The organism is Novosphingobium rosa NBRC 15208, assembly GCF_001598555.1.
GTDB lineage: Bacteria > Pseudomonadota > Alphaproteobacteria > Sphingomonadales > Sphingomonadaceae > Novosphingobium > Novosphingobium rosa.
The window spans coordinates 25,443-46,533 of record NZ_BCZE01000032.1 but is presented as its reverse complement, the minus strand read 5'-3'; the positions used below and the strand labels follow the sequence as shown (position 1 = coordinate 46,533).

General features: G+C 66.0%; 21 protein-coding genes. 14 read left to right on the top strand and 7 right to left on the bottom strand.

From position 1 onward, the window contains the following. Nucleotides 1-13 precede the first annotated feature (13 nt). From SR3_RS13395 to SR3_RS13355, 9 genes are read left to right on the top strand one after another with little or no spacing between them, the layout of a single operon-like run. Nucleotides 14-1,231, top strand: coding sequence for a cytochrome P450 (locus SR3_RS13395; RefSeq protein ID WP_068086708.1), 1,218 nt, complete (start codon nucleotides 14-16; stop codon nucleotides 1,229-1,231). 24 nt (nucleotides 1,232-1,255) lie between these two features. After that, nucleotides 1,256-2,140, top strand: coding sequence for a helix-turn-helix domain-containing protein (locus SR3_RS13390; protein WP_068086706.1), 885 nt, complete (start codon nucleotides 1,256-1,258; stop codon nucleotides 2,138-2,140). A gap of 5 nt (nucleotides 2,141-2,145) precedes the next feature. Continuing rightward, the gene (locus SR3_RS13385; protein ID WP_068086703.1) at nucleotides 2,146-3,606 is read left to right on the top strand and encodes an aldehyde dehydrogenase family protein; all 1,461 of its coding nucleotides are present in this window, start codon (nucleotides 2,146-2,148) and stop codon (nucleotides 3,604-3,606) included. Between the two features lie 9 nt (nucleotides 3,607-3,615). Next, nucleotides 3,616-4,032 (top strand): GFA family protein, encoded by a 417-nt coding sequence (locus SR3_RS13380; protein WP_245653905.1) that lies wholly within the window; start codon nucleotides 3,616-3,618, stop codon nucleotides 4,030-4,032. Beyond that, a complete protein-coding gene (locus SR3_RS13375) occupies nucleotides 4,032-4,844 on the top strand; it encodes an SDR family NAD(P)-dependent oxidoreductase (RefSeq protein ID WP_068086696.1) in 813 nt (270 codons plus the stop codon). The genes SR3_RS13380 and SR3_RS13375 overlap by 1 nt, the downstream gene beginning before the upstream one ends. 11 nt (nucleotides 4,845-4,855) lie before the next feature. Continuing rightward, nucleotides 4,856-5,956, top strand: coding sequence for an NAD(P)-dependent alcohol dehydrogenase (locus SR3_RS13370; protein ID WP_068086694.1), 1,101 nt, complete (start codon nucleotides 4,856-4,858; stop codon nucleotides 5,954-5,956). Nucleotides 5,957-5,974: 18 nt separating this feature from the next. Further along, nucleotides 5,975-6,742 (top strand): SDR family NAD(P)-dependent oxidoreductase, encoded by a 768-nt coding sequence (locus SR3_RS13365; RefSeq protein ID WP_068086691.1) that lies wholly within the window; start codon nucleotides 5,975-5,977, stop codon nucleotides 6,740-6,742. Between the two features lie 11 nt (nucleotides 6,743-6,753). Next, nucleotides 6,754-7,530, top strand: a complete 777-nt coding sequence (locus SR3_RS13360; RefSeq protein WP_068086688.1) for an enoyl-CoA hydratase-related protein — start codon at nucleotides 6,754-6,756, stop codon at nucleotides 7,528-7,530. A gap of 28 nt (nucleotides 7,531-7,558) precedes the next feature. Then, the gene (locus SR3_RS13355; RefSeq protein ID WP_068086683.1) at nucleotides 7,559-8,722 is read left to right on the top strand and encodes an acyl-CoA dehydrogenase family protein; all 1,164 of its coding nucleotides are present in this window, start codon (nucleotides 7,559-7,561) and stop codon (nucleotides 8,720-8,722) included. A gap of 24 nt (nucleotides 8,723-8,746) precedes the next feature. On the opposite strand, the gene SR3_RS13350 is transcribed toward SR3_RS13355, so the two are convergent. Next, nucleotides 8,747-10,078 carry a family 1 glycosylhydrolase gene (locus SR3_RS13350; protein ID WP_068086681.1) on the bottom strand — a complete coding sequence of 444 codons (1,332 nt, stop codon included), beginning with the start codon at nucleotides 10,076-10,078 and terminating at the stop codon, nucleotides 8,747-8,749. A gap of 156 nt (nucleotides 10,079-10,234) precedes the next feature. Here SR3_RS13350 and SR3_RS13345 point away from each other — a divergent pair, with 156 nt between their 5' ends. Next, a complete protein-coding gene (locus SR3_RS13345; RefSeq protein ID WP_068086678.1) occupies nucleotides 10,235-10,549 on the top strand; it encodes an EthD family reductase in 315 nt (104 codons plus the stop codon). 3 nt (nucleotides 10,550-10,552) lie between these two features. Here SR3_RS13345 and SR3_RS13340 read toward each other — a convergent pair whose 3' ends face one another. From SR3_RS13340 to SR3_RS13320, 5 genes are all read right to left on the bottom strand, one after another. Next, nucleotides 10,553-11,875 (bottom strand): Nramp family divalent metal transporter, encoded by a 1,323-nt coding sequence (locus SR3_RS13340; RefSeq protein ID WP_068086676.1) that lies wholly within the window; start codon nucleotides 11,873-11,875, stop codon nucleotides 10,553-10,555. Nucleotides 11,876-12,002: 127 nt separating this feature from the next. Next, nucleotides 12,003-14,396: a TonB-dependent siderophore receptor gene (locus SR3_RS13335; protein ID WP_169805633.1), complete on the bottom strand. Its 2,394-nt coding sequence runs from the start codon at nucleotides 14,394-14,396 to the stop codon at nucleotides 12,003-12,005. Nucleotides 14,397-14,545: 149 nt separating this feature from the next. Then, complete coding sequence (locus SR3_RS13330; RefSeq protein ID WP_068086669.1) at nucleotides 14,546-15,490, bottom strand: FecR family protein; 945 nt, start codon at nucleotides 15,488-15,490, stop codon at nucleotides 14,546-14,548. 81 nt (nucleotides 15,491-15,571) lie between these two features. Beyond that, a complete protein-coding gene (locus SR3_RS13325) occupies nucleotides 15,572-16,084 on the bottom strand; it encodes a sigma-70 family RNA polymerase sigma factor (protein WP_068086666.1) in 513 nt (170 codons plus the stop codon). A 160-nt stretch (nucleotides 16,085-16,244) separates the two neighbouring features. Next, complete coding sequence (locus SR3_RS13320; protein WP_068086661.1) at nucleotides 16,245-16,580, bottom strand: GIY-YIG nuclease family protein; 336 nt, start codon at nucleotides 16,578-16,580, stop codon at nucleotides 16,245-16,247. A gap of 84 nt (nucleotides 16,581-16,664) precedes the next feature. Between SR3_RS13320 and SR3_RS13315 the strand changes: the two genes are divergently transcribed. The 3 genes from SR3_RS13315 to SR3_RS13305 are packed head-to-tail and all read left to right on the top strand — an operon-like array spanning nucleotide 16,665 to nucleotide 19,049. Further along, nucleotides 16,665-17,252, top strand: a complete 588-nt coding sequence (locus SR3_RS13315; RefSeq protein WP_068086659.1) for a DUF2239 family protein — start codon at nucleotides 16,665-16,667, stop codon at nucleotides 17,250-17,252. Between the two features lie 5 nt (nucleotides 17,253-17,257). Then, a complete protein-coding gene (locus SR3_RS13310; protein WP_068086656.1) occupies nucleotides 17,258-18,136 on the top strand; it encodes an alpha/beta fold hydrolase in 879 nt (292 codons plus the stop codon). 31 nt (nucleotides 18,137-18,167) lie between these two features. Beyond that, nucleotides 18,168-19,049, top strand: a complete 882-nt coding sequence (locus SR3_RS13305; RefSeq protein ID WP_068086655.1) for an alpha/beta fold hydrolase — start codon at nucleotides 18,168-18,170, stop codon at nucleotides 19,047-19,049. A gap of 77 nt (nucleotides 19,050-19,126) precedes the next feature. On the opposite strand, the gene SR3_RS13300 is transcribed toward SR3_RS13305, so the two are convergent. After that, a complete protein-coding gene (locus tag SR3_RS13300) occupies nucleotides 19,127-19,732 on the bottom strand; it encodes a TetR/AcrR family transcriptional regulator (RefSeq protein WP_068086652.1) in 606 nt (201 codons plus the stop codon). Between the two features lie 149 nt (nucleotides 19,733-19,881). Here SR3_RS13300 and SR3_RS13295 point away from each other — a divergent pair, with 149 nt between their 5' ends. Continuing rightward, complete coding sequence (locus tag SR3_RS13295; protein ID WP_068086758.1) at nucleotides 19,882-21,084, top strand: cytochrome P450; 1,203 nt, start codon at nucleotides 19,882-19,884, stop codon at nucleotides 21,082-21,084. The last annotated feature ends 7 nt before the right edge of the window (nucleotides 21,085-21,091 follow it).

Genomic DNA, 21,091 nt, shown 5'->3' with positions numbered 1-21,091 from the left:
GGAGCGGTCCACCATGCCCGATCTCAAGAATCCAGACCTCTACGTCAATGCCGTGCCGCATGAGCTTTTTGCGCAATTGCGGCGCGAAGAGGGCGTCTACTGGAACCCCGAAAGCGACGGCCCCGGCTTCTGGGCGGTGCTGCGCTACGCCGACATCGTGGAGGTCTCGCGCCAACCCGCCCTCTTCTCTTCGGCGCATGAGATGGGCGGCCACCGCATCTTCAACGAAAACGAGGTGGGCCTGACCGGCGCGGGCGAAAGCGCCATCGGCATCCCCTTCATCTCGATCGATCCGCCGGTTCACACCGCCTATCGCAAGCTGATGATGCCCGCCGTCTCGCCCGCGCGTCTGGCGGGGATCGAGGAACGCATCACCCAGCGTTGCCGCATGCTGCTCGATGCGATCCCGCTGGGTGAAGGTGTGGATATGGTGCAGGCTCTCTCCGCGCCTCTGCCCCTGATGACCCTTTGCGAACTGTTCGACCTGCCCCCTGAGATCGGCTGGCACGATCTCTACGACTGGACCAACGCCTTCGTCGGCGAGGACGACCCCGATTTCCGCCAAAGCTCGGAAGCCATGGCGCAAGTCCTCACCAGCTTTTTCGCCCTTACCCAGCGCCTGTTCGACGAACGTCGCCAGAACCCCGGCCCGGATCTGGCAAGCCTGCTGGCCAATGCCGAAATCGATGGAAAACCGGTGCCTTACCGCGATTTTCTGGGCAATATGATCCTGGCCTTTGTGGGCGCCAATGAAACCACCCGCAACTCGCTGAGCCACACCATGGTCAATTTCGCCGCCCATCCCGAGCAATGGGAGCAGTTGCGCGCCACCCCCGACCTGCTCAAGACCGCCGTGCGCGAAATGGTGCGCCACGCCAGCCCGGTGATGCATATGCGCCGCACGGCCACGCAGGACACCCAGCTTGGCGGCAAACAGATCGCCAAAGGCGACAAGGTGGTCATGTGGTACACCGCCGCCAACCGCGACGAAACCGTCTTCGTCAACCCAGACTCCTTTGACATCGCGCGCGGGAACATCCAGCATCTGGGCTTCGGCAGCGGGCAACACGTCTGCGTGGGGTCGCGGCTGGCGGAAATGCAATTGCGCGTGGCGTTTCACTTGCTGGCAGAGCGGGTCAAGAGCTTCGAACTGCTCTCCCCGCCGCGCCGGTTCCGGTCGAACTTCATCAACGGGCTCAAGAACCTCGACATGAAGCTGCAGCCGCTGTGACGCCGCGCTGACGGGAGAGAACAGATGCACACCGATGCACCATACCATCCGGCTGGCACGAACGAGGCGATCATCTCCGACGCCATCGGGCGCGGGCCGGACATGCAGCTGGGGTCCAAGACCGATGGCTGGCAATTGTCGCGCTGGCGCCAGTTCATCGGCTCCTACGATGTGCCCGCCCTGCCCGAACCGCTCTACACCATGCATATCGCCGGGCAGCAGCACAACCGCACCTGGCTGAACGGCGGATGGAGCGAAAGCGTCTCCATGCCGGGCTGCGCCACCATCGTGCCGGCGGGGCAGCAGACGGGCTGGCTGATCGATGGAGAACTGGATGTGGTAACGCTCTCGGTCTCGTCCGACCAACTGCGCAACGCGCCCGCCGCCGACCAGTTTCGCCAGATGCGCTTCGCCTTCTTCGACCCGCTGGGCGCGGCGCTGACCCGGCAGGTGCTGAGCGAACTCTACGCCCCGCCCAGCAGCGAGCGCGAGGTCTATATCGGGGCTCTGGTCAATGCCCTCAAGGCGCATATCCTGCGCGGCGCCAATTCGGTTTCGGCCTCGGAAATCCCGACTTCGGCCTTTTCGGCCTACCGCATCCATCATGTGATGAACACCATCCTGCGGAACCCGGAGGCGCAGCATTCGCTGGAGGAGATGTCGGCGGTGGCGGGGCTCACGCCCTCGCATTTCTGCCGCGTGTTCCGCAAGGCGACAGGCCTCTCGCCGCATCAATATGTGATGAAGACAAGGCTCGATAAGGCGCAGCAGATGCTGCACCAGACCGACCTCTCCATCGCCTTCATCGCCGAAAGTCTGGGCTTTACCAGCCAGAGCCATTTCACCCGCGCCTTCCGCCAGTTTTCCGGCGTGGCGCCCAGCGATTTTCGCAAACGCGTCAGGATCTGAACCCCATGCAGCCAGGCTTTGCCGATCTTCCCCTGCCCGACCTGCGCCTGCGCAGCGGCGACACACTGCTGCCCGGCGAGGGCGCCTATGCGCTGGAAGACCCCTGCCTCGCGCAGACCTTCGCGCAAGTGCCGCTGGCAGGCGCGGCGGCGGTCGATGCTGCGGTGGATGCTGCGCAGCGCGCCCTGCGCGATCCGGCATGGCGCGATCTGGCCCCTCTGGCCCGCGAGCGCCTGCTGCACCGTCTGGCCGATGCGATGGAGGCCGACCTGCCCCGCCTCGCCGCGCTGGAGGCGCTGGACACCGGCAAGCCGGTCGCCATCGCCGAAACGGTGGACATTCCCGCCGCGATCGGCTGGTTGCGCTCCTATGCCGGATGGCCGGGCAAGATCGCCGGGCGGGCGGGCACGCTTGCGGCCACGCCGGGCGCCTTCCATGTCTACACAAGGCGTGAACCGGTGGGCGTGGTGGCGGCGATCACGCCATGGAACTTCCCTCTGGTGCTGGCCATGTGGAAGATCGCCCCGGCGCTGGCGGCAGGCTGCACGCTGGTGCTGAAACCGGCGGCGGAAACACCTTTATCCGCGCTGCGCCTCGCCGAACTGGCGCGGCAGGTCGGCTTTCCGCCTGGGGTCTTCACTGTGCTGACCGGCGACGGCGGCACCGGAGCGGCGCTGACCAGCCACAAGGGCGTGGCCAAGGTGGCCTTCACCGGCTCCACGCTGACGGGGCAGGCGATCCTTGCCGCCAGCATTCCCGATTTCAAGCGGGTCACGCTGGAACTGGGCGGAAAGTCCCCCTCGATCCTGTTTGCGGATGCCGATCTGAAGACCGCCATTCCCCAGGCGGCGATGGGCTGTTTCTTCAACTCCGGGCAGGTCTGCTATGCCGGGACGCGCGCCTATGTGCATCGCTCGATCTATGAGGAGGTGCTGGATGGGCTGGCGCAAATTGCCGCCAGCCAGCAGATCGGCCCCAGCGCCGACCGCAAGAGCCAGCTTGGCCCCCTGATCAGCGCGCGCCAGCATCAGCGCGTCTCCGCGCTGGTTCAGCGGGCGCAGGCCTCGGGGATCGCCGCCGTCGGCGCAGGCAGCCCCCTGCCCGGCACCGGCCATTACCTCGCCCCCACCGTGCTGCGCGATGTGCCCCCCAGCGCCGAAATCGCCCGTGAGGAGGTCTTCGGCCCGGTGCTGGCCGTCACCCCCTTCGACGAGGTGGAGGAGGCCATCGCGCTGGCCAATGACAGCGCCTACGGCCTCGCCGCCCATCTCTGGACGCGCGATCTTTCTCTGGCCCATCACGCCGCCGCGCAGCTGGAGGCGGGCACGGTCTTCACCAACTGCATCATGCTGGCCGATCCGGCCTTTCCCTTCGGCGGCATGAAAAGCTCCGGCCTGGGCCGCGAAAACGGCATCGAGGGGCTGGACGCCTATCTGGAACCCAAAAGCGTGGTCATGGCAATCTAGGACACAATGATGAGCGAAACGCATAAGGGCGCCTGCCTCTGCGGGCAGATCCACTACACCGTTGCGGGCGACCCGCTGATGGTCGGCATCTGCCACTGCCGCAACTGCCAGCGCCAGTCGGGCGCGCCTTTCTCGGTGGTCTGGGGCGTGGCGGATGCCGCCTTCACCCAGCAGGGCGAAACAAGCGAATATGCCGATACAGGCGACAGCGGGCAGGTGGTGCATCGCCTGTTCTGCGGCGCCTGCGGCTCGCCGATCCGCTCGCGCGCCGACGCCGCGCCGGGGATCAGCTTTATCAAGGCGGGCACGCTGGACCAGCCCGACCGCTTCCCCGCCGCTTTTGAAGTCTATTGCGACCGGGCCTGGAGCTGGTTGCCGCAGCTGGCGCAAGCGCGCCACCCGCTGGCCTATATGGGAGACGCATGATGAGTGCCGCAGCACAGCTTTCCGGCAAGGTGGCCTGGGTCACGGGCGCCGGTTCGGGCATCGGGCGGGCCACCGCTCAGGCTTTGGCCGCCGCTGGCGCGGAGGTGGTGATCGGCGATATCGACAGCAAGGGCGCCCGGGAAACCGCCGCCCTGATCGGCGGCGATCCGCTGGTGCTCGACCACAATGTCACCTCGCCCGAAAGCTGGGAGGCCGGGGCCAAGGCCATCACCGAACGCTTCGGCAGACTGGATGTGCTGGTCAACAATGCGGGGGTGATGATGACCGCGCCTTTCGCACAGGCCCCGCTCGACCATCTGCGGCGGCAATACAGCATCAATGTGGAAAGCGTGTTCATCGGCATGCAGACCGCCTTTCCGCTGATGCAGGAGACCATCCTGAAAGACGGGGGTGCCAAGGGCGCGGCGGGCGCCTCGATCATCAACATTTCCTCGGTCTATGGCATGGTGGCGGGCGCGGCCTTTGCCGCCTACAGCGCCTCGAAGGGCGCGGTGCGGGCCCTCTCGCGCGCCGCCGCGCTGGAATGGGCCAAGACGGGCGTGCGGGTGAACTGCGTGCTGCCCGGCCCGGTGCAGACCAACCTCGGCGCGGACTGGGCCCCGCCACTGGACGAACACGGCAAGCCGATCCCGCCCGAGGTACTGCTGGAAGCATGGTCCGCCATGATCCCGATGGGGCGGCTGGGGCAGGCGATGGATGTCGCCCCGCTCGTCGCCTTCCTTGCCAGCGACGAGTCCCGCTTTATCACCGGGGCCGAACATGTCGTCGATGGCGGCTACACCGCAGGCTGAAGGAGCAAATCTTGCAGATCACCGCCGCCGTCGCCACGGCCCCTCACAGCGATTTCACAATCCAGAGGCTGGATCTGGAACAGCCCGGCCCGCATGAGGTGCTGGTACGCATCGCTGGCGTGGGCCTGTGCCACACCGACTTGGTCTTCCGCGACCAGTTCATCCCCTTCCCCCTGCCCGCCGTGCTGGGCCATGAGGGCGCGGGCGTGGTGGAGGCCGTGGGCGCCCATATCACCGATCTTGCCCCGGGCGACACGGTGGTGCTGGGCTTTGCCAGCTGCGGCCAGTGCCCGCGCTGCGCGGACCATCTGCCCTCCTATTGCCGCGAGTTCGTTCCCCGCAACTATGCCGGTGCCCGGCCCGACGGCACCACCCCGCTCCATGACGGCGCCGCGCCGGTTGCGGGCGCGTTTTTCGGCCAGTCCTCCTTCGCCAGCCATGCTTTGGCCGACCGGCGCAATGTGGTGAAGGTGGACGCCGGAGAGGATCTGGCCATCCTCGGCCCGCTGGGTTGCGGCTTGCAGACCGGCGCGGGGGCGGTGCTGCGCTCGATGGACTGCCGGGCGGGCAGCACCATCGCTGTGTTCGGCGGCGGGCCGGTGGGGCTGGCCGGAGTGATGGCGGCGAAGCACCGGGGGTGTTCGCGCATCCTCCTGATCGAGCCCATGGCCGCGCGCCGCACTCTGGCGCTGGAGCTGGGCGCGACCGAGGTGATCGACCCCACGGGCATCGACATCGCCGAAGCCATCCGCGCCATCCTGCCCGATGGCGTGGATGCCGCGCTGGAAAGCAGCGGCCGCGTGGAGGTGGTGGAGGCCGCTCTGGCCAGCCTGTCGAGCCATGGCATGCTGGGGCTGGTCGGCGTGCCGCCCCGGGCCGACAGCACAATCAGCGTCAATCTGGCAGGGCTCATCACCCATGGCCACCGCATCATCGGCATCGTGGAGGGCGACAGCGATCTGCAAAGCTTCATTCCCGAACTGGTCGCGCTCTACCGCGCCGGGCATTTCCCCTTCGACCGGCTGATCCGCCGCTTCCCTCTGGCTTCGATCAACGAGGCCGTCGCGGCGCAGCATCGCGGGGATTGCGTGAAAGCCGTGCTGATCCCGTAACATTCAGGAGGTAAAATCATGGATATTCAAGGGCTGGCGGCCATCGTCACCGGCGGCGCATCAGGGCTGGGCGCGGCGACCGCCGAGATGCTCGCGGCGCGCGGCGCGAAGGTGACGATCTTCGATCTCAACGCCGAACTGGGCATGGCCAAGGCGCGTGAGTTGGGCGGGCATTTCGCCCCCGTCAATGTCACCGACGAGGCCGCCGTTGGCCATGCCCTGAGCGAGGCGGAAGGCCTGCATGGCAAGGCGCGCATTCTGGTCAATTGCGCCGGGATCGGCCCGCCGGGCAAGGTCATCAGCCGCGATGGCAAGCCCCTGCCGCTCGCCGATTTCGCCAGGATCATCACCATCAACCTGATCGGCTCGTTCAATGTCCTCTCGCAATTTGCGGCGGCGATCCATGATGCCGATCCGCTGAACGCGGATGGCGAGCGTGGCATCATCATCAACACCGCCAGCGTCGCGGCCTTCGACGGGCAGATCGGCCAGCCGGCCTATGCCGCCTCCAAGGGCGGGATCGTCAGCATGGCGCTGCCGATCGCGCGCGAATTCGCCCGCTATGGCATCCGCGTCAACACCATAGCGCCGGGCATCTTCTGGACCCCGGTGCTCAGCGTGTTGGCGGAGGATGTGCTGGATTCGCTGGGCAAACAGGTGCCCTTCCCCAGCCGCCTTGGCCAGCCCGCCGAATTCGCGAAACTGACCGAAGCGATCATCGCCAATCCCATGCTGAACGGCGAGGTCATCCGGCTGGACGGCGCCATCCGCATGGCCGCGAAATAAAGGCAGACAGCATGACCTGGACCTATGCCACGGTCGAGCGCGAAGGGCCGCTCACCATCGTCACCATCAACCGGCCCGAGGCGCATAATGCCCTCAACGCGCAGGCGCATATCGAACTGGAGGCGATTTTCGACGCTTTCGCCGAGGATGACAGCCAATGGGTGGCCATTCTGACCGGCGCGGGGGAAAAAGCCTTCTGCGCCGGGCATGATCTGAAACAGCAGGCGGCGGGCGGCGGGCTCACCACCCCGCCCAAGGGCTTTGGCGGGCTGACCGCGCGCTTCGATTGCCCCAAGCCGGTGATCGCCGCCGTCAATGGCGTGGCGATGGGCGGCGGCTTCGAACTGGCGCTGGCCTGCGATCTGCTGGTCGCCGACAGCAGGGCGGTCTTCGCCCTGCCCGAGGTGCGCGTGGGTCTGGCCGCGCTGGCGGGCGGGCTGCAACGCCTGCCGCAACAGATCGGCCTGAAGCAGGCGATGGGCATGCTGCTGACCGGGCGGCGCGTTTCCGCGACCGAAGGCTTGGCGCTGGGTTTCGTCAATGAGGTGGCACAGGGCGACGTGCTGACCGCAGCGCGCGGATGGGCCGCCCAGCTGCTGGAATGCGGGCCCCTGTCGGTACGGGCGACCAAGGAGTCGGTGTTAAGGTCACTGTCCCTGCCGCTGGCCGAGGCGATGGCGGCGCAGTGGGACTTTCCCGCCATGCAGACCCTGCTATCCTCCGAGGATGCCGTGGAAGGGCCGCTGGCCTTTACCCAGAAGCGCAAGCCCGCGTGGCAAGGGCGCTGAACCCGCACGGCAGGCCGGAGGAACACCCATGCACCGTCTCGACTTTCCCGATTGCCTGCCGCTTCAGGATGAAGAGATCGCCCACTTCCGCGACAGTGTGGGCCGCTTCCTCGACCGGCATGCCACGCCCGAGGTGATCGACGGGTTTCGCGAGGCAGGCATCGTCTCGCGCGGTTTCTGGGCGCTGGCGGGACGGCAGGGCCTGCTGGGGCTCTGCACGGCGCAGGCCCATGGCGGCGCCGGTGGAGACTTCCGCCACGAGGTGGTGCTGATCGAGGAGCTGGGCCGCCGTGGCTTCGAGGGGTGGGATGTCACGCTGCACAATGCCATCGTCGGCCCCTATCTGGAGAGCTATGGCTCACCGGCGTTGAAACAGCGCTGGCTGCCTGCCATGGCCAGCGGCGCGGCCATCGGGGCCATCGCCATGACCGAGCCAGGCGCGGGCTCCGACCTGCAGGGCATCCGGACCACCGCCCGGCGCGAGGGCGGGCATTACATCGTCAATGGCGCCAAGACCTTCATCACCAATGGGCAGAACGCCGATGTGGTGCTGGTGGTGGTGAAGACCGATCCGGCGGCGGGCGCGCGGGGCATCTCGCTGCTGGCGGTCGATGCGCGGGGCACGCCGGGCTTCGCGCGTGGGCGCAATCTCGACAAGATCGGCCGCCCGGCCTCGGACACGTCAGAGCTGTTCTTTCAGGATATGCGCGTTCCCACCGACTGCCTGCTGGGCGAGGAGGAAGGGCGCGGCTTCTATCAGCTGATGGAAAAGCTGCCTCAGGAGCGCCTGATCCTGGCCGTGCAATCCATGGCCGCCATCGAGCATATTCTTGGCATCACGCTGGATTATGTGAAGGAGCGCAAGGCTTTCGGCCAGGCCATCCTCGACTTCCAGACCACCCAGTTCGCGCTGGCCGAGATGAAGACCGAGGCCTGTGTCGGCAAGGCCTTCGTCAACCATTGCGTGGCCGAGCATCTGGAAGGGCGGCTGGACAATGCCACCGCCTCCATGGCGAAGTACTGGCTGACCGAGCTGCATGGCAAGATCGCCGACCGCTGCCTGCAGCTCTTCGGCGGCTATGGTTATATGAATGAATATCCCATCGCTCAGGCCTATCGCGATGCCCGCGTCACGCGCATCTATGGCGGCACCAATGAGATCATGAAGCTGCTGATCGCGCGGAGCCTTTAGCGCAATCAGCAGCCTCACCATCAGTCACCCCGGCAGCGCATTGGCCCGCGCGATGTCGCCCAGCACCCTGGCGGAGGGCTTGGGCGTGCGGGTGAAGGTCTTGCGGTCCAGCGTGTGCAGGCCGAATTGCGGCTTGTAGCCGAAGACCCATTCGAAATTGTCGATCAGCGACCAGTGCATATAGCCCAGCACCGGCACGCCATCCTCCATGGCGCGCTTCAGCCCCGCCAGCGCGGCAGGGATCAGACGGACGCGCTTGGCATCATCGGCGGAATTCAGCCCATGTTCGGTGACGATCACCGGCACGCCGCTGACGTCATGGGCATAGCGCACCGCGCCCGCCAGTGAGGGCGGATAGATCTCCGAACCCGCATCGTTCAGCTCCGCGCCCTTGGGCGCGGGCAAGCGGCCCGTATCGGTCCAGATCGAACGCTCGTAATTCTGCACGCCGACGAAATCATTGCCGCGCGCCGCCTCCAGCCACGGGCGATAGAGCTTCGCGCGCATGGCATCGCGCAGGCTGTTCCTGCCCGCCGCCTGATCATCGATGATGGCGAGGCTGACGCCGACCGGCAGATCGGGGCGCACGCTCTTGATCGCCTCGCGCCCGGCCTTGTGGCCCGCCAGCAGCCCGGCCTGCACCACCTGCGGATCGGCGACATAGAGCGGATTGCCCGGCAGGAAACGCGCCACGCCATGCTCACGGGCGGCGGCCTCCTGCATCTGGCGGTCGGCATCGAGCAGGCGCTTGCCGATATCGCCGGGCAGCACGATGTCCAGCAGACCGCTCAGATTGGGCTCGTTGAGCGTGGTGGCATAGCCGATCTCCGCGGCCAGATGCCGTGCGGCATGCTCGCAATAGCGCGCGAACAGCGGGGGCGCCTCGGGGTTGGCCCAGCCGCCCTGCGCCGCGAACCAGACGGGCGTGGAGAAATGATTGAAGGTCACCAGCGGCGTCAGCCCGCGTTCGCGGCAGCCCGCGGTCATCGCCTTGTAATGATCGAGCATGGCGATGGAAAACTCACCCTTGGCCGGTTCGATCCGCGCCCATTCGAGGCTGAAACGATAGGAGTTCAGCCCCATGGCCTTCACCAGATCCAGGTCCGTGCGCCATAGCATGAAGCTGTTCGCCGCATCGCCCGAGGGTTCGGCATAGACGGTGGGATGGGCGTGCTCCATCGCCCAGACGCAGCTGTTGGTGTTGTTGCCCTCCACCTGATGCGCGGCGGTGGCGGCGCCCCACAGGAAGCCTTTGGGGAAATACGGGCTGGCCGGTCTGGCAGCGCGCGCGGCAGGCGCGGCCATGGTGGCGATGCCGGTCGCGGTGGCGGCCAGCAGGGTGCGACGATCAATCAAGGCAGATCTCCCGAATCCTGTAGTCTGTAAGCGCCGTTTTTCTAGAATATAAATTCCAATATCGGAAGGGACAGCCGATTATGGCCCTTCGGCCAGTATGATCGCCGCCATCGCCATGATATCCTGCGCCAATAACCCCGGAGAGGAGCGTCATCCGTGATCAAGGTCAGCGTGTTCTACCCCGCAGACAGCGGCAAAAACTTCGATCATGCCTATTACCGCGAGAGCCATATGCCGATGATCCGGCAGCGCCTCGGCGCGGCCTGTCTGGGCTATGAGATCGACAAGGGTCTGGCCGGAGGCGCCCCCGGCAGCGCCGCGCCTTTCGTGGGCATGTGCCATATCTTCAGCCCCTCGCTGGAGGCGTTTCAGGCGGCTTTCGCCCCCCATGCGGCGGAAATTCTGGCCGATGTGGCCCATTACACCGACATCACGCCGATCATGCAGTTCAGCGAAGTGATCGAGCGCTGATCCTCAAACCAGCCAGTTCCACACCAACCACAGATTGGCGGCGGCGATCAGCACGAACAGCCCCCAGGCCAGCGCCTGAACCGCCGCCCCGCTGGCAAAGCTTCCCATAATGCTGCGGTCGGCGGTAAAGCGGATCAGCGGCCAGATCGCAAACGGCAGTTGCAGCGACAGCACCACCTGGGTCAGCACCAGCAGCCGCCCCACCGCATGGTCGCCCAGCCACAGCACGCCCGCCAGCGCCGGGATCAGCGCCAGCCCGCGCGTGATGATCCGCCGCTGCCAGCAGGGGATCGTCAGGTTCAGGAAACCCTCCAGCACCACCTGCCCGGCCACCGTTCCGGTAAAGGTGGCGCTCTGCCCCGAGGCGAAGAGCGCGATCCCGAACAGCAGCGTCGCCGCCCCCGCCCCGGTGATCGGGGTGAGCAGGCGGTAGGCATCCTCGATCTCGGCCACCTGAGCAAAGCCATGGGCATGAAAGGTGGAGGCGGCCAGACACAGGATCGCGGCGTTCACGAAGGTCGCCAACGCCAGAGACACCACCGTATCGGCCGTGGCGAAACGCAGCGCCTGCCTTGTCTCACCCTCATCCACGCGGGTGGATTGGCGCGTCTGCACCACGCTGCTGTGCAGATAGAGGTTGTGCGGCATCACCGTCGCCCCCAGAATGCCCACCGCCAGATAGAGCGCATGGGGCTGGCCCAGAGCGGCCAGACTGGGCACCGCCCCATGCAGCAGGCCCGCGGCATCGGGCGGGGCAATCGCCAGCTGCGCGGCAAAGCAGGCGGCAATGGTGAGGATCAGCCCCAGCACGATCGCCTCCAGCTGGCGGAAACCGTGCCCCTTCAGGCTCAGCACGATCACCGTATCCAGCCCCGTCAGCAGCACGCCGGCCCACAGCGGCACGCCCAGCAGCAGGTTGAAGGCCAGCGCCGCCCCCAGCACCTCGGCCACATCGGTGGCGATGATCGCCAGCTCGGCCAGCGCCCAGAGCGTCAGGCAGGCGCGGCGGCTGTACTGCTCGCGCGCCATCTGCGCCAGATCGCGGCGGCCCACGATGCCCAGCCTTGCCGCCAGCCATTGCAGAAAGATCGCCGCTGCTCCGCACAGCAGCACCACGAACAGCAGATCATAGCCATAGCGCGACCCGGCCTCGATATCCGTGGCCCAATTGCCCGGGTCCATATAGCCGACCGCCACCAGCAACCCCGGCCCCGCCGAGCGGATCAGGCGTTTGCGCCAACCACCATCGGAGGGCACAGGCACGCTACCGCGCACTTGCGACGGGCAAAAGGGAGCGGTGGCGGTGGTGGGGAGGGAGAAAGGCACCGAGCCAGTCTAATAAAAGCAAAAGAGAAATGCGAGGGGCTTACCCCTCGCGCTCCCAGGACGTCTCCCGATGCAAGGCAGGTGGCGCCGAAACGAAGCGCGCCAACGCTCCACCGGCGCCAATGCGTCAAAACCCTTTCCGCAACGCCACCATCACGCTGCGCGGTTCGCCATAGATGCCGAAATAGCTGTTGGGCACGCGGGCGTAATAGGTCTTGTCCAGCAGATTGTTCACCGAAACCGTCAGCGACCATTGCCGGTTCAGGCGATACCCCACCTGCGCATCCACCACCGCATAGGCCCCCTGCACCGGACCACCGCGCGTGGTGGAGCTCATCGCCCGCACGCCGCCGCCGATCTGGAAGCCGCGCTTCTCCAGCGGGCCGAAGCGATAGGTGCTCCACAGCTTGAAGGTGTGCTTGGGCTCCTCCGCGTCATAGAGCAACCCCTGATAGGTGCTGTCATCGAGGAATTTGGTGTCCAGATAGGTGTAGCCTGCAAAGAGGCTCCAGCCCGGCAGGGGTTCGCCGTTGATTTCGGCCTCCGCGCCGCGGCTGCGCGCCTTGCCCGCCGCGATGTAATAGGTGGGATGCGCCGCATCGGCATAGGCGCGGTTGCGGTCGATGATGTTGAACAGCGCGGCGGAGGCCGTCAGCGCGCCGCCCAGAAAGCTGCCCTTGGCGCCGATCTCGAACTGCTCGCCGGTGCGCGGTTTCAGCGTGCCGCCGCCGAACACCAGATTGGCCTGCGGCACGAAAATGCTGGCATAGCTGCCATAGAGGCTGATCTGCCGCGTGGCGTCATAGATCAGCCCGGCGGTGGGCGTCACATGGCCGGTGCTGCGCGAGGTCGCGTAGAAATCGCCGAAGCGGCCCACGCCGTCACGCTCCTTCGCGCGGTAATCGGTGACGCGCACGCCCGCCACCAGGGTCAACGGATCGAGCAGGCTGAAGCGCCCTTGCGCATAGGCGCCGAACTGCTCGGTGTGGGTGTCCGATCCGCTGGTGAGGGGCACGTCCACCTCCGGCAGGGTGATGTTGTAGACATTGGCGACCGCCACATCCTGAAAACCGGAATAGCTGAGCGCGCCCTGCCAGGCATAATTAACCCCGAACAGCAGCTTATGCGTCCGCCCCAGCAGTTCCACCGGGCCGCTGACACTGGCATCCGATCCGAACCATGTGTTGAGCACATACTGGTTCTGCAGGGCATAGGCGGCGCTGTTGTCCGGATTCACCGGCCCGTCGATATAGCCATAGGGTCCGGTCAACCGCTGCTGACGGTAATCGAGGCTGGCCCTCGCCTTCCACCCATTCCCCAGATCCTGATCGACGGAGGCATAGGCATCGCGCGTATGGGTGATGCTGCGCGACCAGCTCGTGCCGAAAAACGCCGAGCGCGGCGCATTCAGCACCTGACCATTGATATAGGTCGACTGCCCGTAATCGAGCGGCGCCTGCCGGGAATTCTGCCAACTGCCCGAAACAGTCAGCGTGGTGGACGGCGTCAGATCGGCTTCGACGATGCCATAGAGCATGGCATGTTTTTGATGCTCCTGGTCGGTGAAATAGCCGCGCGTCTCGCCCGAGGCGACAAACCGCGCCCGGACCGCTCCATTTTTGTCGAGCGGGCCCGTCACATCCAGATCGCCATGGAAATTGGCCCAGCTGCCCGCCATCAGATCACCCGACCAGCCGAACGTATCATGCGGGCGCTTGCGCACCAGATTGATGGTGCCGGAAGGCTGACCGCTGCCCTGCAACAAGCCGGAGGGGCCGCGCAGCAGCTCGATCCGGTCATACATGCCCAGGTCGAACTGGGTCTGGTACTGCACGGCACTGTTGGCGGGGATGCCGTCATACTGCACCTCCGCCGCATAGCCGCGCACCTGATAATAGGCCCAGCCATCGCCATAGGGAATGGCGGTGACGCCGGTGGTCTGGCGCAGGGCCTGTTCCAGCGTGATCATGTTCTGATCGTCCATCCGCTGCCGGGTGACGATGCTGACGGATTGGGGAATCTCGCGCAGATCCTGCGCCTCCTTGCCCGCCACCGTGGCGGCGCGGGCGGCATAGCTGTGGCTGCGGTCCGTGGCGGCGCGATCGGTGCGGGGCGTGTCGGTGATGGCCAGAGAGCCGTTTTGCTCGCTGCCCTGCACCTGCACCGGGCCGAGTTGCACCGCCTGCCCGCTGGTCTGGGGCGCCGGTTCCAGCGTCACCGTGCGGTCAGGCAGCAGGCGGAAGGTCAGCCCGGTTCCGGCCAGCAGGCGCGAGAGCGCATCCGCCGGCGCCAGCCGACCGCTCACCCCCGGCGAGGCCCGGCCCCGCACCAGATCGCCATGCACCGAGACCTGCATGCCCGATTGCTGACCAAACAGCGTGATTGCGTCGGCCAGCGGTTGGGGTGGAATGGCGAAACCCGCTGCTTGCGGCTGAACCCCCGCCTGCGCCAGAGCCGGTTGGGCCAGAACCGAAGGCGTCAGCATCGCCGTCCAGAGCCATGCCGCCATACGCCGCTGCATCCCGCATCCGATAGACCGTACCATTGCCGTGTAATCCTCAAGTGTCGTTGCGAAATTTTGCAAACGCGTCGCAAAAGCATCATTTCAGCAACTGACGTTGGGAGGCTTGGCAATTTTCAGAAAATTTGGGGCATGAGCGCCTTTTCGTATCAATCCCCGGCGATCACCAGCACCCATGGGGTGATCTGATAGAACCGGGCGCCCTGCCCCTCAGCCACGGCGCGCAGGGCGCCAACGGGATCGGCGGCGCGATAGACGCCGGTCAGAGGCTGCCGCCGCAGGCTTGCGCCACGCAGCAGAACAATGCCATGAAAATAGGGGGTGATCGCATCCACGACATCGCTCACCGGCTGATCCCGCGCAATGATCTGGCCATCCTGCCACGCCCCGATCTGGGTGGCCGGTCGTTGCCCTTGAGCCAGCACGCCATCATCGCCCAGATGCAGCCAGCCACCCGCATGAACCGGGCTGGCGCCATGGGCATGGTTCACCCGCACCTCGCCCTCGCGCACCTCCAGCGCTGCGCCATGGGCGGTCAGTCGCAGATCGAAAGCGGTGCCGATGTCCACCGCCTCCGTGCCTCGCGCGGAAACGCGGAAAGGATGGCGCGCATCATGCGCCACCTCGAAAAAGGCCTCGCCCTTGAGCAGACGGATATGGCGCTCGCCCGAGGCTTCATCGATGGCGATCGCGCTTTCCGGCGCCAGCCTAACCCGGCTGCCATCGCGCAGAGCCACCAACCGCTGCTCGGCGGTGGCGGTGGAGACGCTGGAGCGCCAGCGCAGCATCGCCTGAGGCGCAAAGGCCAACATCACACAAGCCGCCATCGCGGCCACCGCCGCCCAGCGCCATGGCGGCAAACCATGGCGGGGCGCAGGCTTGCTCTGCGTCCAATGCTCCCATTGCTCGGCATGCGCAGGCTCGATCAGGCCCATCAGCGCATGGGTGTGCAGCATCTCCCGCCAGTCCTGACGATGGGCCGGGTCCTGCTCCAGCCAGAGGGCAAAGGCGGCGCGCAAATCGGCGTCGTCAGGCGCCTCCTGCAGGGCGATCAGCCAGGCGCTGGCACGATAGGATGTCCGGACTTTATCCATGCCACGCCTCCAAGCCTGCGTCTTCCGGGAAAGAGACGTTGGCAGTGGGGAAGATTTTCAGAAAAGCATCGGGCACCATGGTCAACGGCGACATAGCCGCTCCCGGCAATGCTCCAGCCCATCAGCCACCAGCGCATGGGCCAGCCCCACCGAAATGCCCAGATGCGCGGCGATATCCTTGAGCTTCACCTCACCAAAACGGTGCATTTCCAGCGCGATCCTCGTGCGCTCGGGCAGTTCGTCCATGGCGGCGCACATCACGCGCAGATCGTCGCGCGCCTCGGCGGTGGCATCGGGGGCGGGGCTGTCGTCCACCGCTTCGGCCACGGGATGATCCGCCACAGGCACCAGATAACGCCCTTCACGGCCGAGGCGACGGGTGACATCGATCGCCAGATTGCGCACGATGCGATAAAGATAGCCGACCGGCTCCTCAGGCGCAGCCTGCGGCCCCGGAAGCGCGCTGAAACGCAGCCAGGCATCCTGCACCACATCCTCGGCATGGGCGGAATCGCGCAGAATACCATGGGCATAGCGCACCAGCCCCCCGCGATGGGAGAGGAAGAATTCCAGCGCTTTGCCCTTCTGCGTCACGCGCCGTTTATGCCCTGAACCGTCTGCCTGCGATGTCCGCAATGCAATTGCGAAGCACTCTCAAACTTTTCACTAGCGCGAAGTCGTAAGGGCTGCAACCTGAGCGGCCTTCAACGGCAATGCCTGGTCCGCCATGCGCGCGTGAGAGGGCTATGCGGCTTCAGATCGCCATCCCGCCCCACGCCGCCAGCCAGTGGGTCTGGCGGCTTTTCAGGGCCCGGTCCCGGCCAAACTCCAGATCTTCTTCCTTGATCCGCTCCACCACCTCGAAGGCGAAAGCCTCAGCGCCATGGCGGTTCCACGCCTCCTGAAGCGAGCGATGCGGGTTGCCACCCTGACGCAGCGTGAACCACAGCCGGTTCTGGATCGTGCCGAGATCGGGCGCCCTGCCGATCCAGATTTCTCCCGTGGGCGCGCAACGCAAAGCGTAAATCCCCGCCTCCACCTTGCGTTCCTTATAGGCGGCCAGCGCCTCGCGTCGGTCTTGTCCTTTCATGGGGCCTTCCTCGCATCGATCAGAGTGAGCCATATATTACCCGGATATATTGACTCGCAAGATGCAATATTTTAACCCGGCCTAATGGAACAGCCGACAGATCATCCGCTCGCCACCCGCTGCACCGCCTTTATGGGCGCCCAAAGGCTGGCCTCGGGCGATCTGGCCGATGTGGCGCTTTCGGTGAACGCGCAGATCGCCACCGCGACCGCCGCCATCCTGATCTTCGACGATGCCACCGGCTCCCAGATCGACATCGACCTGCGCGGCAGCACAGCGCAAATCATCTCGCGCCTCGCCGCATGGCAGGGGCCTGCGCCCGAGGCGCGCAAGCGAGGGCGCCCCAGGCTGGGCGTGGTGGCGCGCGAGGTCACGCTGCTGCCCCGCCACTGGGACTGGCTGGCGCTGCAACCGGGCGGCGCGTCCCAAGCCCTGCGCCGCCTTGTCGATCACGCGCGCAAGGCCGATGAGGGCCGCACCGAAACCCGCCTCGCCCGCGAACGCGCCTATCGCTTTATGTCGGCCCTGGCGGGGGACTACCCCGGTTTCGAAGCCGCCAGCCGCGCCCTCTTTGCCGATGACCTCGCCGCTCTGGCGCAAGAGACCGCCGCATGGCCGCAGGATCTGCGCGAGCATCTGCTCCATCTCGCCCGGCCCGCCGCGCAGGATTAAGCGCCATGCCTTTTGCACGCGTGCAAGACCTTGATCTGGCCTATGACAGCTTTGGCGATGCCGATGCCCCGGCCCTGCTGCTGATCGCCGGCCTGGGCACACAAATGATCCGCTGGACGGAAAGCTTCTGCACGGCGCTTGCCGCACATGGCCTGCGCGTTATCCGCTTCGACAACCGCGATTCCGGCCTTTCCACGCACATCGACGCCCCCGCGCCCGATTTCGTCGCCATGATGGCGGGCCGCCCCATCGGCCTGCCTTACACGCTGACCGATATGGCAGGCGATGCGATCGGCCTGCTCGACGCTTTGGGGGTCGCGCAGGCGCATATCGTGGGCCGCTCGATGGGCGGGATGATCGCGCAGATCATGGCCAGCCAGTGGCCGCCGCGCGTGCTGTCGCTCACCTCGATCATGGCCAGTTCGGGCAATCCCTCCCTCCCCCCGCCAGCGCCCGAGGTGCTGGCCATGCTGATGGGCCCCGCGCCTGATCCACATCGCGACGAAGCCGGTTTCCTCGCCCATCGGCTGGCCTTCGCAAGGCGCATCGCCGCCCCAGCGCCCCCCTTTGACGAGGCCGAGCACCATGCGCTGGCACTGGCCGAATTGCGCCGGGGCTGGCAAGCCAGCGCCACCGCCCGCCAGATGGCCGCCATCGCCATGGACGGCGACCGCCGCCCCCGGCTGGCCACCATCACAGCCCCTGCGTTGGTGATCCACGGCAGCGCCGATCCGCTGTTCCCCCCGCCCCACGGTCAGGATACGGCCAGCGCCATTCCTGACGCGCGCTTCCTCATCGTCGCGGGCATGGGCCACGATCTGCCCGCCCCCTTTCACCCCGCCGTGATCGAGGCCATCGCCCAGACCTGCCGCCAAAGCCGTTGACGCAGGCCTGCGCTTTTCCCAACATCGCTCCATGCCGGATGCCACCCAACCCCGCTCGCGCCATATCGTCAGCCAGTCGCTGCAGTTGCATTATCTCGAATGGGGAGATCCTGACGCGCCGGTGCTGATCCTGCAGCATGGCGGCTTCGACCATGCCCGCTCGATGGACTGGATCGCCCGCGAATTCTCCACCCACTGGCGGGTCATCTGCCCGGACCTGCGCGGCCATGGCGACAGCGACTGGTCCCCCGATTCCGATTACACACTGGCCTCCCTCCTGCTCGATTTCGCCAATCTGGTCGAGGCGCTGGGACAGGAGACGGTCACCATCTGCGCCCATTCGCTCGGCGCCATCGTCACCACGCGCTATGCCGGGCTCTATCCCGAAAAGGTGGCGCGCTACATCAACATCGAGGGGCTGACGCTTGCCCCCGGCCGCAATTCACTCAGCAGGATCCACCCCTACGCCGCCCGCGTGCGCGGCTGGATCGACCGGCACCAGCAGGCGCCGCAACGCGCCCCGCGCCGCTACCCCGGCGAGGAAGCCGCCTTCTCACGCATGCGTGACAAGAACCCCTACCTCACCGACGATCAGGTGCGCCATCTCACGCACCACGCGCTGCGGCGGAACGAAGACGGCACCTTCAGCTGGAAATTCGATCCGCGCCTCAACATCTGGTCTTTGCTGGATTTCCCCGAAGCCGAGGTGATCGCCATGTGGGAGGCTATCACCTGCCCCGTCCTGTTCTTCCACGGCAGCAACACCTTTATGCCCAACCCTGGCAAGGATGGCCGCATCAGGCATTTCCGAGATGCGCGGCTGATCGAATATGCTCAGGCCAGCCATTGGTTGCACCATGACCGGCTCTCGACCTTTATCGAGGATGTGAAGGCGTTTTTGGAAGGGGAATAGGCCTACCACCAAGCGTGCGCTTGATCGACGGTGTTGGTTTTGGCACGCCGTTTTTTAAGGCTGCTTTGCAGCGGGTGCTAGATCTGCCGTCCCGCAATATCGGGCCCCAGCGCATAGGTGGTGGTGCGGCGGAACTCCCGCCTCAACCTTGCCTCGTCCCAATGGTCGCGGTCGAACAGCGCCTGAATCGCAATGCCATACAGCGCATTGCCGATCGCCTGCGCCGCTCCCCGCGCCTGCGCATCATCCATGCCGATCGAGCGCAGATAATCCAGCACCCGCCCCACCGTCTGTTGCAGGCCGCGCGCATGCTCCGCCGCCAGCGCCGGATTGTGCAGCGCCGCGCTCCAAAAATGCAGCCAGGCCGACCAATTGTCGCGCTGGGCGTCGCTGATCGGCAGCAGCTCCTCCAGCGCCCGCACCGCCGTATAGGCCCGGTTGGAGAGCGCCGCATCGCGCAACGCCGCCGCCCGCGCATTCACATGGCGATAGGTCTCCAGCACCACCTCATCCTTGTTGCGGAAATGATGGCTGACAACGGTGGTGGAGCAAGCCATGCGCCGCGCGATGTTGCGCACCGTGATCGCGCCCATTCCGCCTTCCACCAGCAATTCCGCCGCGCAGGCGATCACTTCGGCGCGGCGCAGATCATTGGCGCTGGGGGGCAGGGCAAGCTCATTCATGGTGACGCCGACACCAGCAGATAAAACAGGCGTTGTACAGATAAAACATCTGTTGTATCTAGCACTCATGTGCAGTTTTGTTGCTGCGCTCTATAAGATGAAAATGGAGGATTGCCGTGGCCAGCCAGTCGCCAAACAAGGGGCCGAATGTGCCCGCTCATGTCCCGCCCGAATGCGTGGGCAGCTTCAACCTCTACAAATCGCCCGAGATGCGCCCCACCCCTTTCGGCGACCCTTTCGCCGCCGTGGGCAAGCTGCACGAAGGCCCCTCGGTCTTCTATTCGCCCGAAACCACGCGCGACGGGCAAGGCGCCTGGATCGTCACCTCGGCGGAAGACCAGCGCACCGTCCTGCAGGACGGCACCACCTTTTCCTCCTACCGCCGCATCTTTTCCTCGGCGATTGGCGAGGACTGGCCGGTGATCCCCCTCGAACTCGACCCACCCGAGCATGGCAAATACCGCTCGATGCTCAACCCGCTGATGTCGCCCAAGCGCATCGCCGCGCTGGAGCCCTTCGTCACCGCCAAGGCCGTGGAGCTGATCGAGGGTTTGAAGGCGCGCGGCACCAGCGCCGAAATCATGACCGAATTCGCCTTCCCGCTGGCGGTCAGCGTGTTCCTCGCCTTCCTGGGCATTCCCGATGACCGGCTGATGGAATTCGTCGGCTGGGCCAACGAGCTGCTGCATATGGGCCCCGCCGAGCGCACCGCCGCCGCGCACAAGATCCTCGGCTTCCTCGACGGCATGATCGCCAAGCGCAAGACCGAGCCCGGCGAGGATTTCATGACCTTCCTCGTGCAGGCCGAGCTGGAGGGCCGCCCCCTGAACGATCAGGAAATCCGCTCCATCGCGGTGCTGCTGTTCATCGGCGGGCTCGATACGGTGGCCACCGCCATCGGGCTCGACCTCTATTACCTCGCCCGCAACCCCGACCGCCAGCAGGAGCTGCGCGACAACCCGGACATCATGCCCAGCGCCGTGGAGGAAATGCTGCGCGCCTTCCCCAGCGTCACCCCCATCCGCACCGCCACCCGCGATGTGGAGCTGAGCGGCTGCCCGATCCGCAAGGGCGATCTGGTCTCCTGCCCCTCGATGGCCTCCAGCCGCGATCCGGCCGAATTTCCCGACCCCGAAACCGTCGATTTCAACCGTGAGGACAACCGCCACACCGCCTTCGCCTATGGCCCGCACCGCTGCCTGGGATCGCATCTGGCGCGGCGCGAGCTGATCATCGCGCTGCAGGAATGGTTCGCCCGCATCCCGCCTTTCCGCATCAAGGATGGGACCGCGCCGATCACCTACGGCGGCTTCGTCTTCGGCGTGGAAAATCTGGTGCTGGACTGGAGCTGAGAGGAGG

What these genes read in the sequence shown, in the direction of transcription:
- SR3_RS13385 (WP_068086703.1), top strand. Translation starts at nt 2,146, where the DNA reads ATGCAGCCAGGCTTTGCCGATCTTCCCCTGCCCGACCTGCGCCTGCGC.
- SR3_RS13320 (WP_068086661.1), bottom strand. Translation starts at nt 16,580, where the DNA reads ATGAAAGGACAAGACCGACGCGAGGCGCTGGCCGCCTATAAGGAACGC.
- SR3_RS13310 (WP_068086656.1), top strand. Translation starts at nt 17,258, where the DNA reads ATGCCTTTTGCACGCGTGCAAGACCTTGATCTGGCCTATGACAGCTTT.
- SR3_RS13305 (WP_068086655.1), top strand. Translation starts at nt 18,168, where the DNA reads ATGCCGGATGCCACCCAACCCCGCTCGCGCCATATCGTCAGCCAGTCG.
- SR3_RS13395 (WP_068086708.1), top strand. Translation starts at nt 14, where the DNA reads ATGCCCGATCTCAAGAATCCAGACCTCTACGTCAATGCCGTGCCGCAT.
- SR3_RS13300 (WP_068086652.1), bottom strand. Translation starts at nt 19,732, where the DNA reads ATGAATGAGCTTGCCCTGCCCCCCAGCGCCAATGATCTGCGCCGCGCC.
- SR3_RS13365 (WP_068086691.1), top strand. Translation starts at nt 5,975, where the DNA reads ATGGATATTCAAGGGCTGGCGGCCATCGTCACCGGCGGCGCATCAGGG.
- SR3_RS13355 (WP_068086683.1), top strand. Translation starts at nt 7,559, where the DNA reads ATGCACCGTCTCGACTTTCCCGATTGCCTGCCGCTTCAGGATGAAGAG.
- SR3_RS13375 (WP_068086696.1), top strand. Translation starts at nt 4,032, where the DNA reads ATGAGTGCCGCAGCACAGCTTTCCGGCAAGGTGGCCTGGGTCACGGGC.
- SR3_RS13335 (WP_169805633.1), bottom strand. Translation starts at nt 14,396, where the DNA reads ATGCAGCGGCGTATGGCGGCATGGCTCTGGACGGCGATGCTGACGCCT.
- SR3_RS13380 (WP_245653905.1), top strand. Translation starts at nt 3,616, where the DNA reads ATGAGCGAAACGCATAAGGGCGCCTGCCTCTGCGGGCAGATCCACTAC.
- SR3_RS13390 (WP_068086706.1), top strand. Translation starts at nt 1,256, where the DNA reads ATGCACACCGATGCACCATACCATCCGGCTGGCACGAACGAGGCGATC.
- SR3_RS13315 (WP_068086659.1), top strand. Translation starts at nt 16,665, where the DNA reads ATGGAACAGCCGACAGATCATCCGCTCGCCACCCGCTGCACCGCCTTT.
- SR3_RS13360 (WP_068086688.1), top strand. Translation starts at nt 6,754, where the DNA reads ATGACCTGGACCTATGCCACGGTCGAGCGCGAAGGGCCGCTCACCATC.
- SR3_RS13330 (WP_068086669.1), bottom strand. Translation starts at nt 15,490, where the DNA reads ATGGATAAAGTCCGGACATCCTATCGTGCCAGCGCCTGGCTGATCGCC.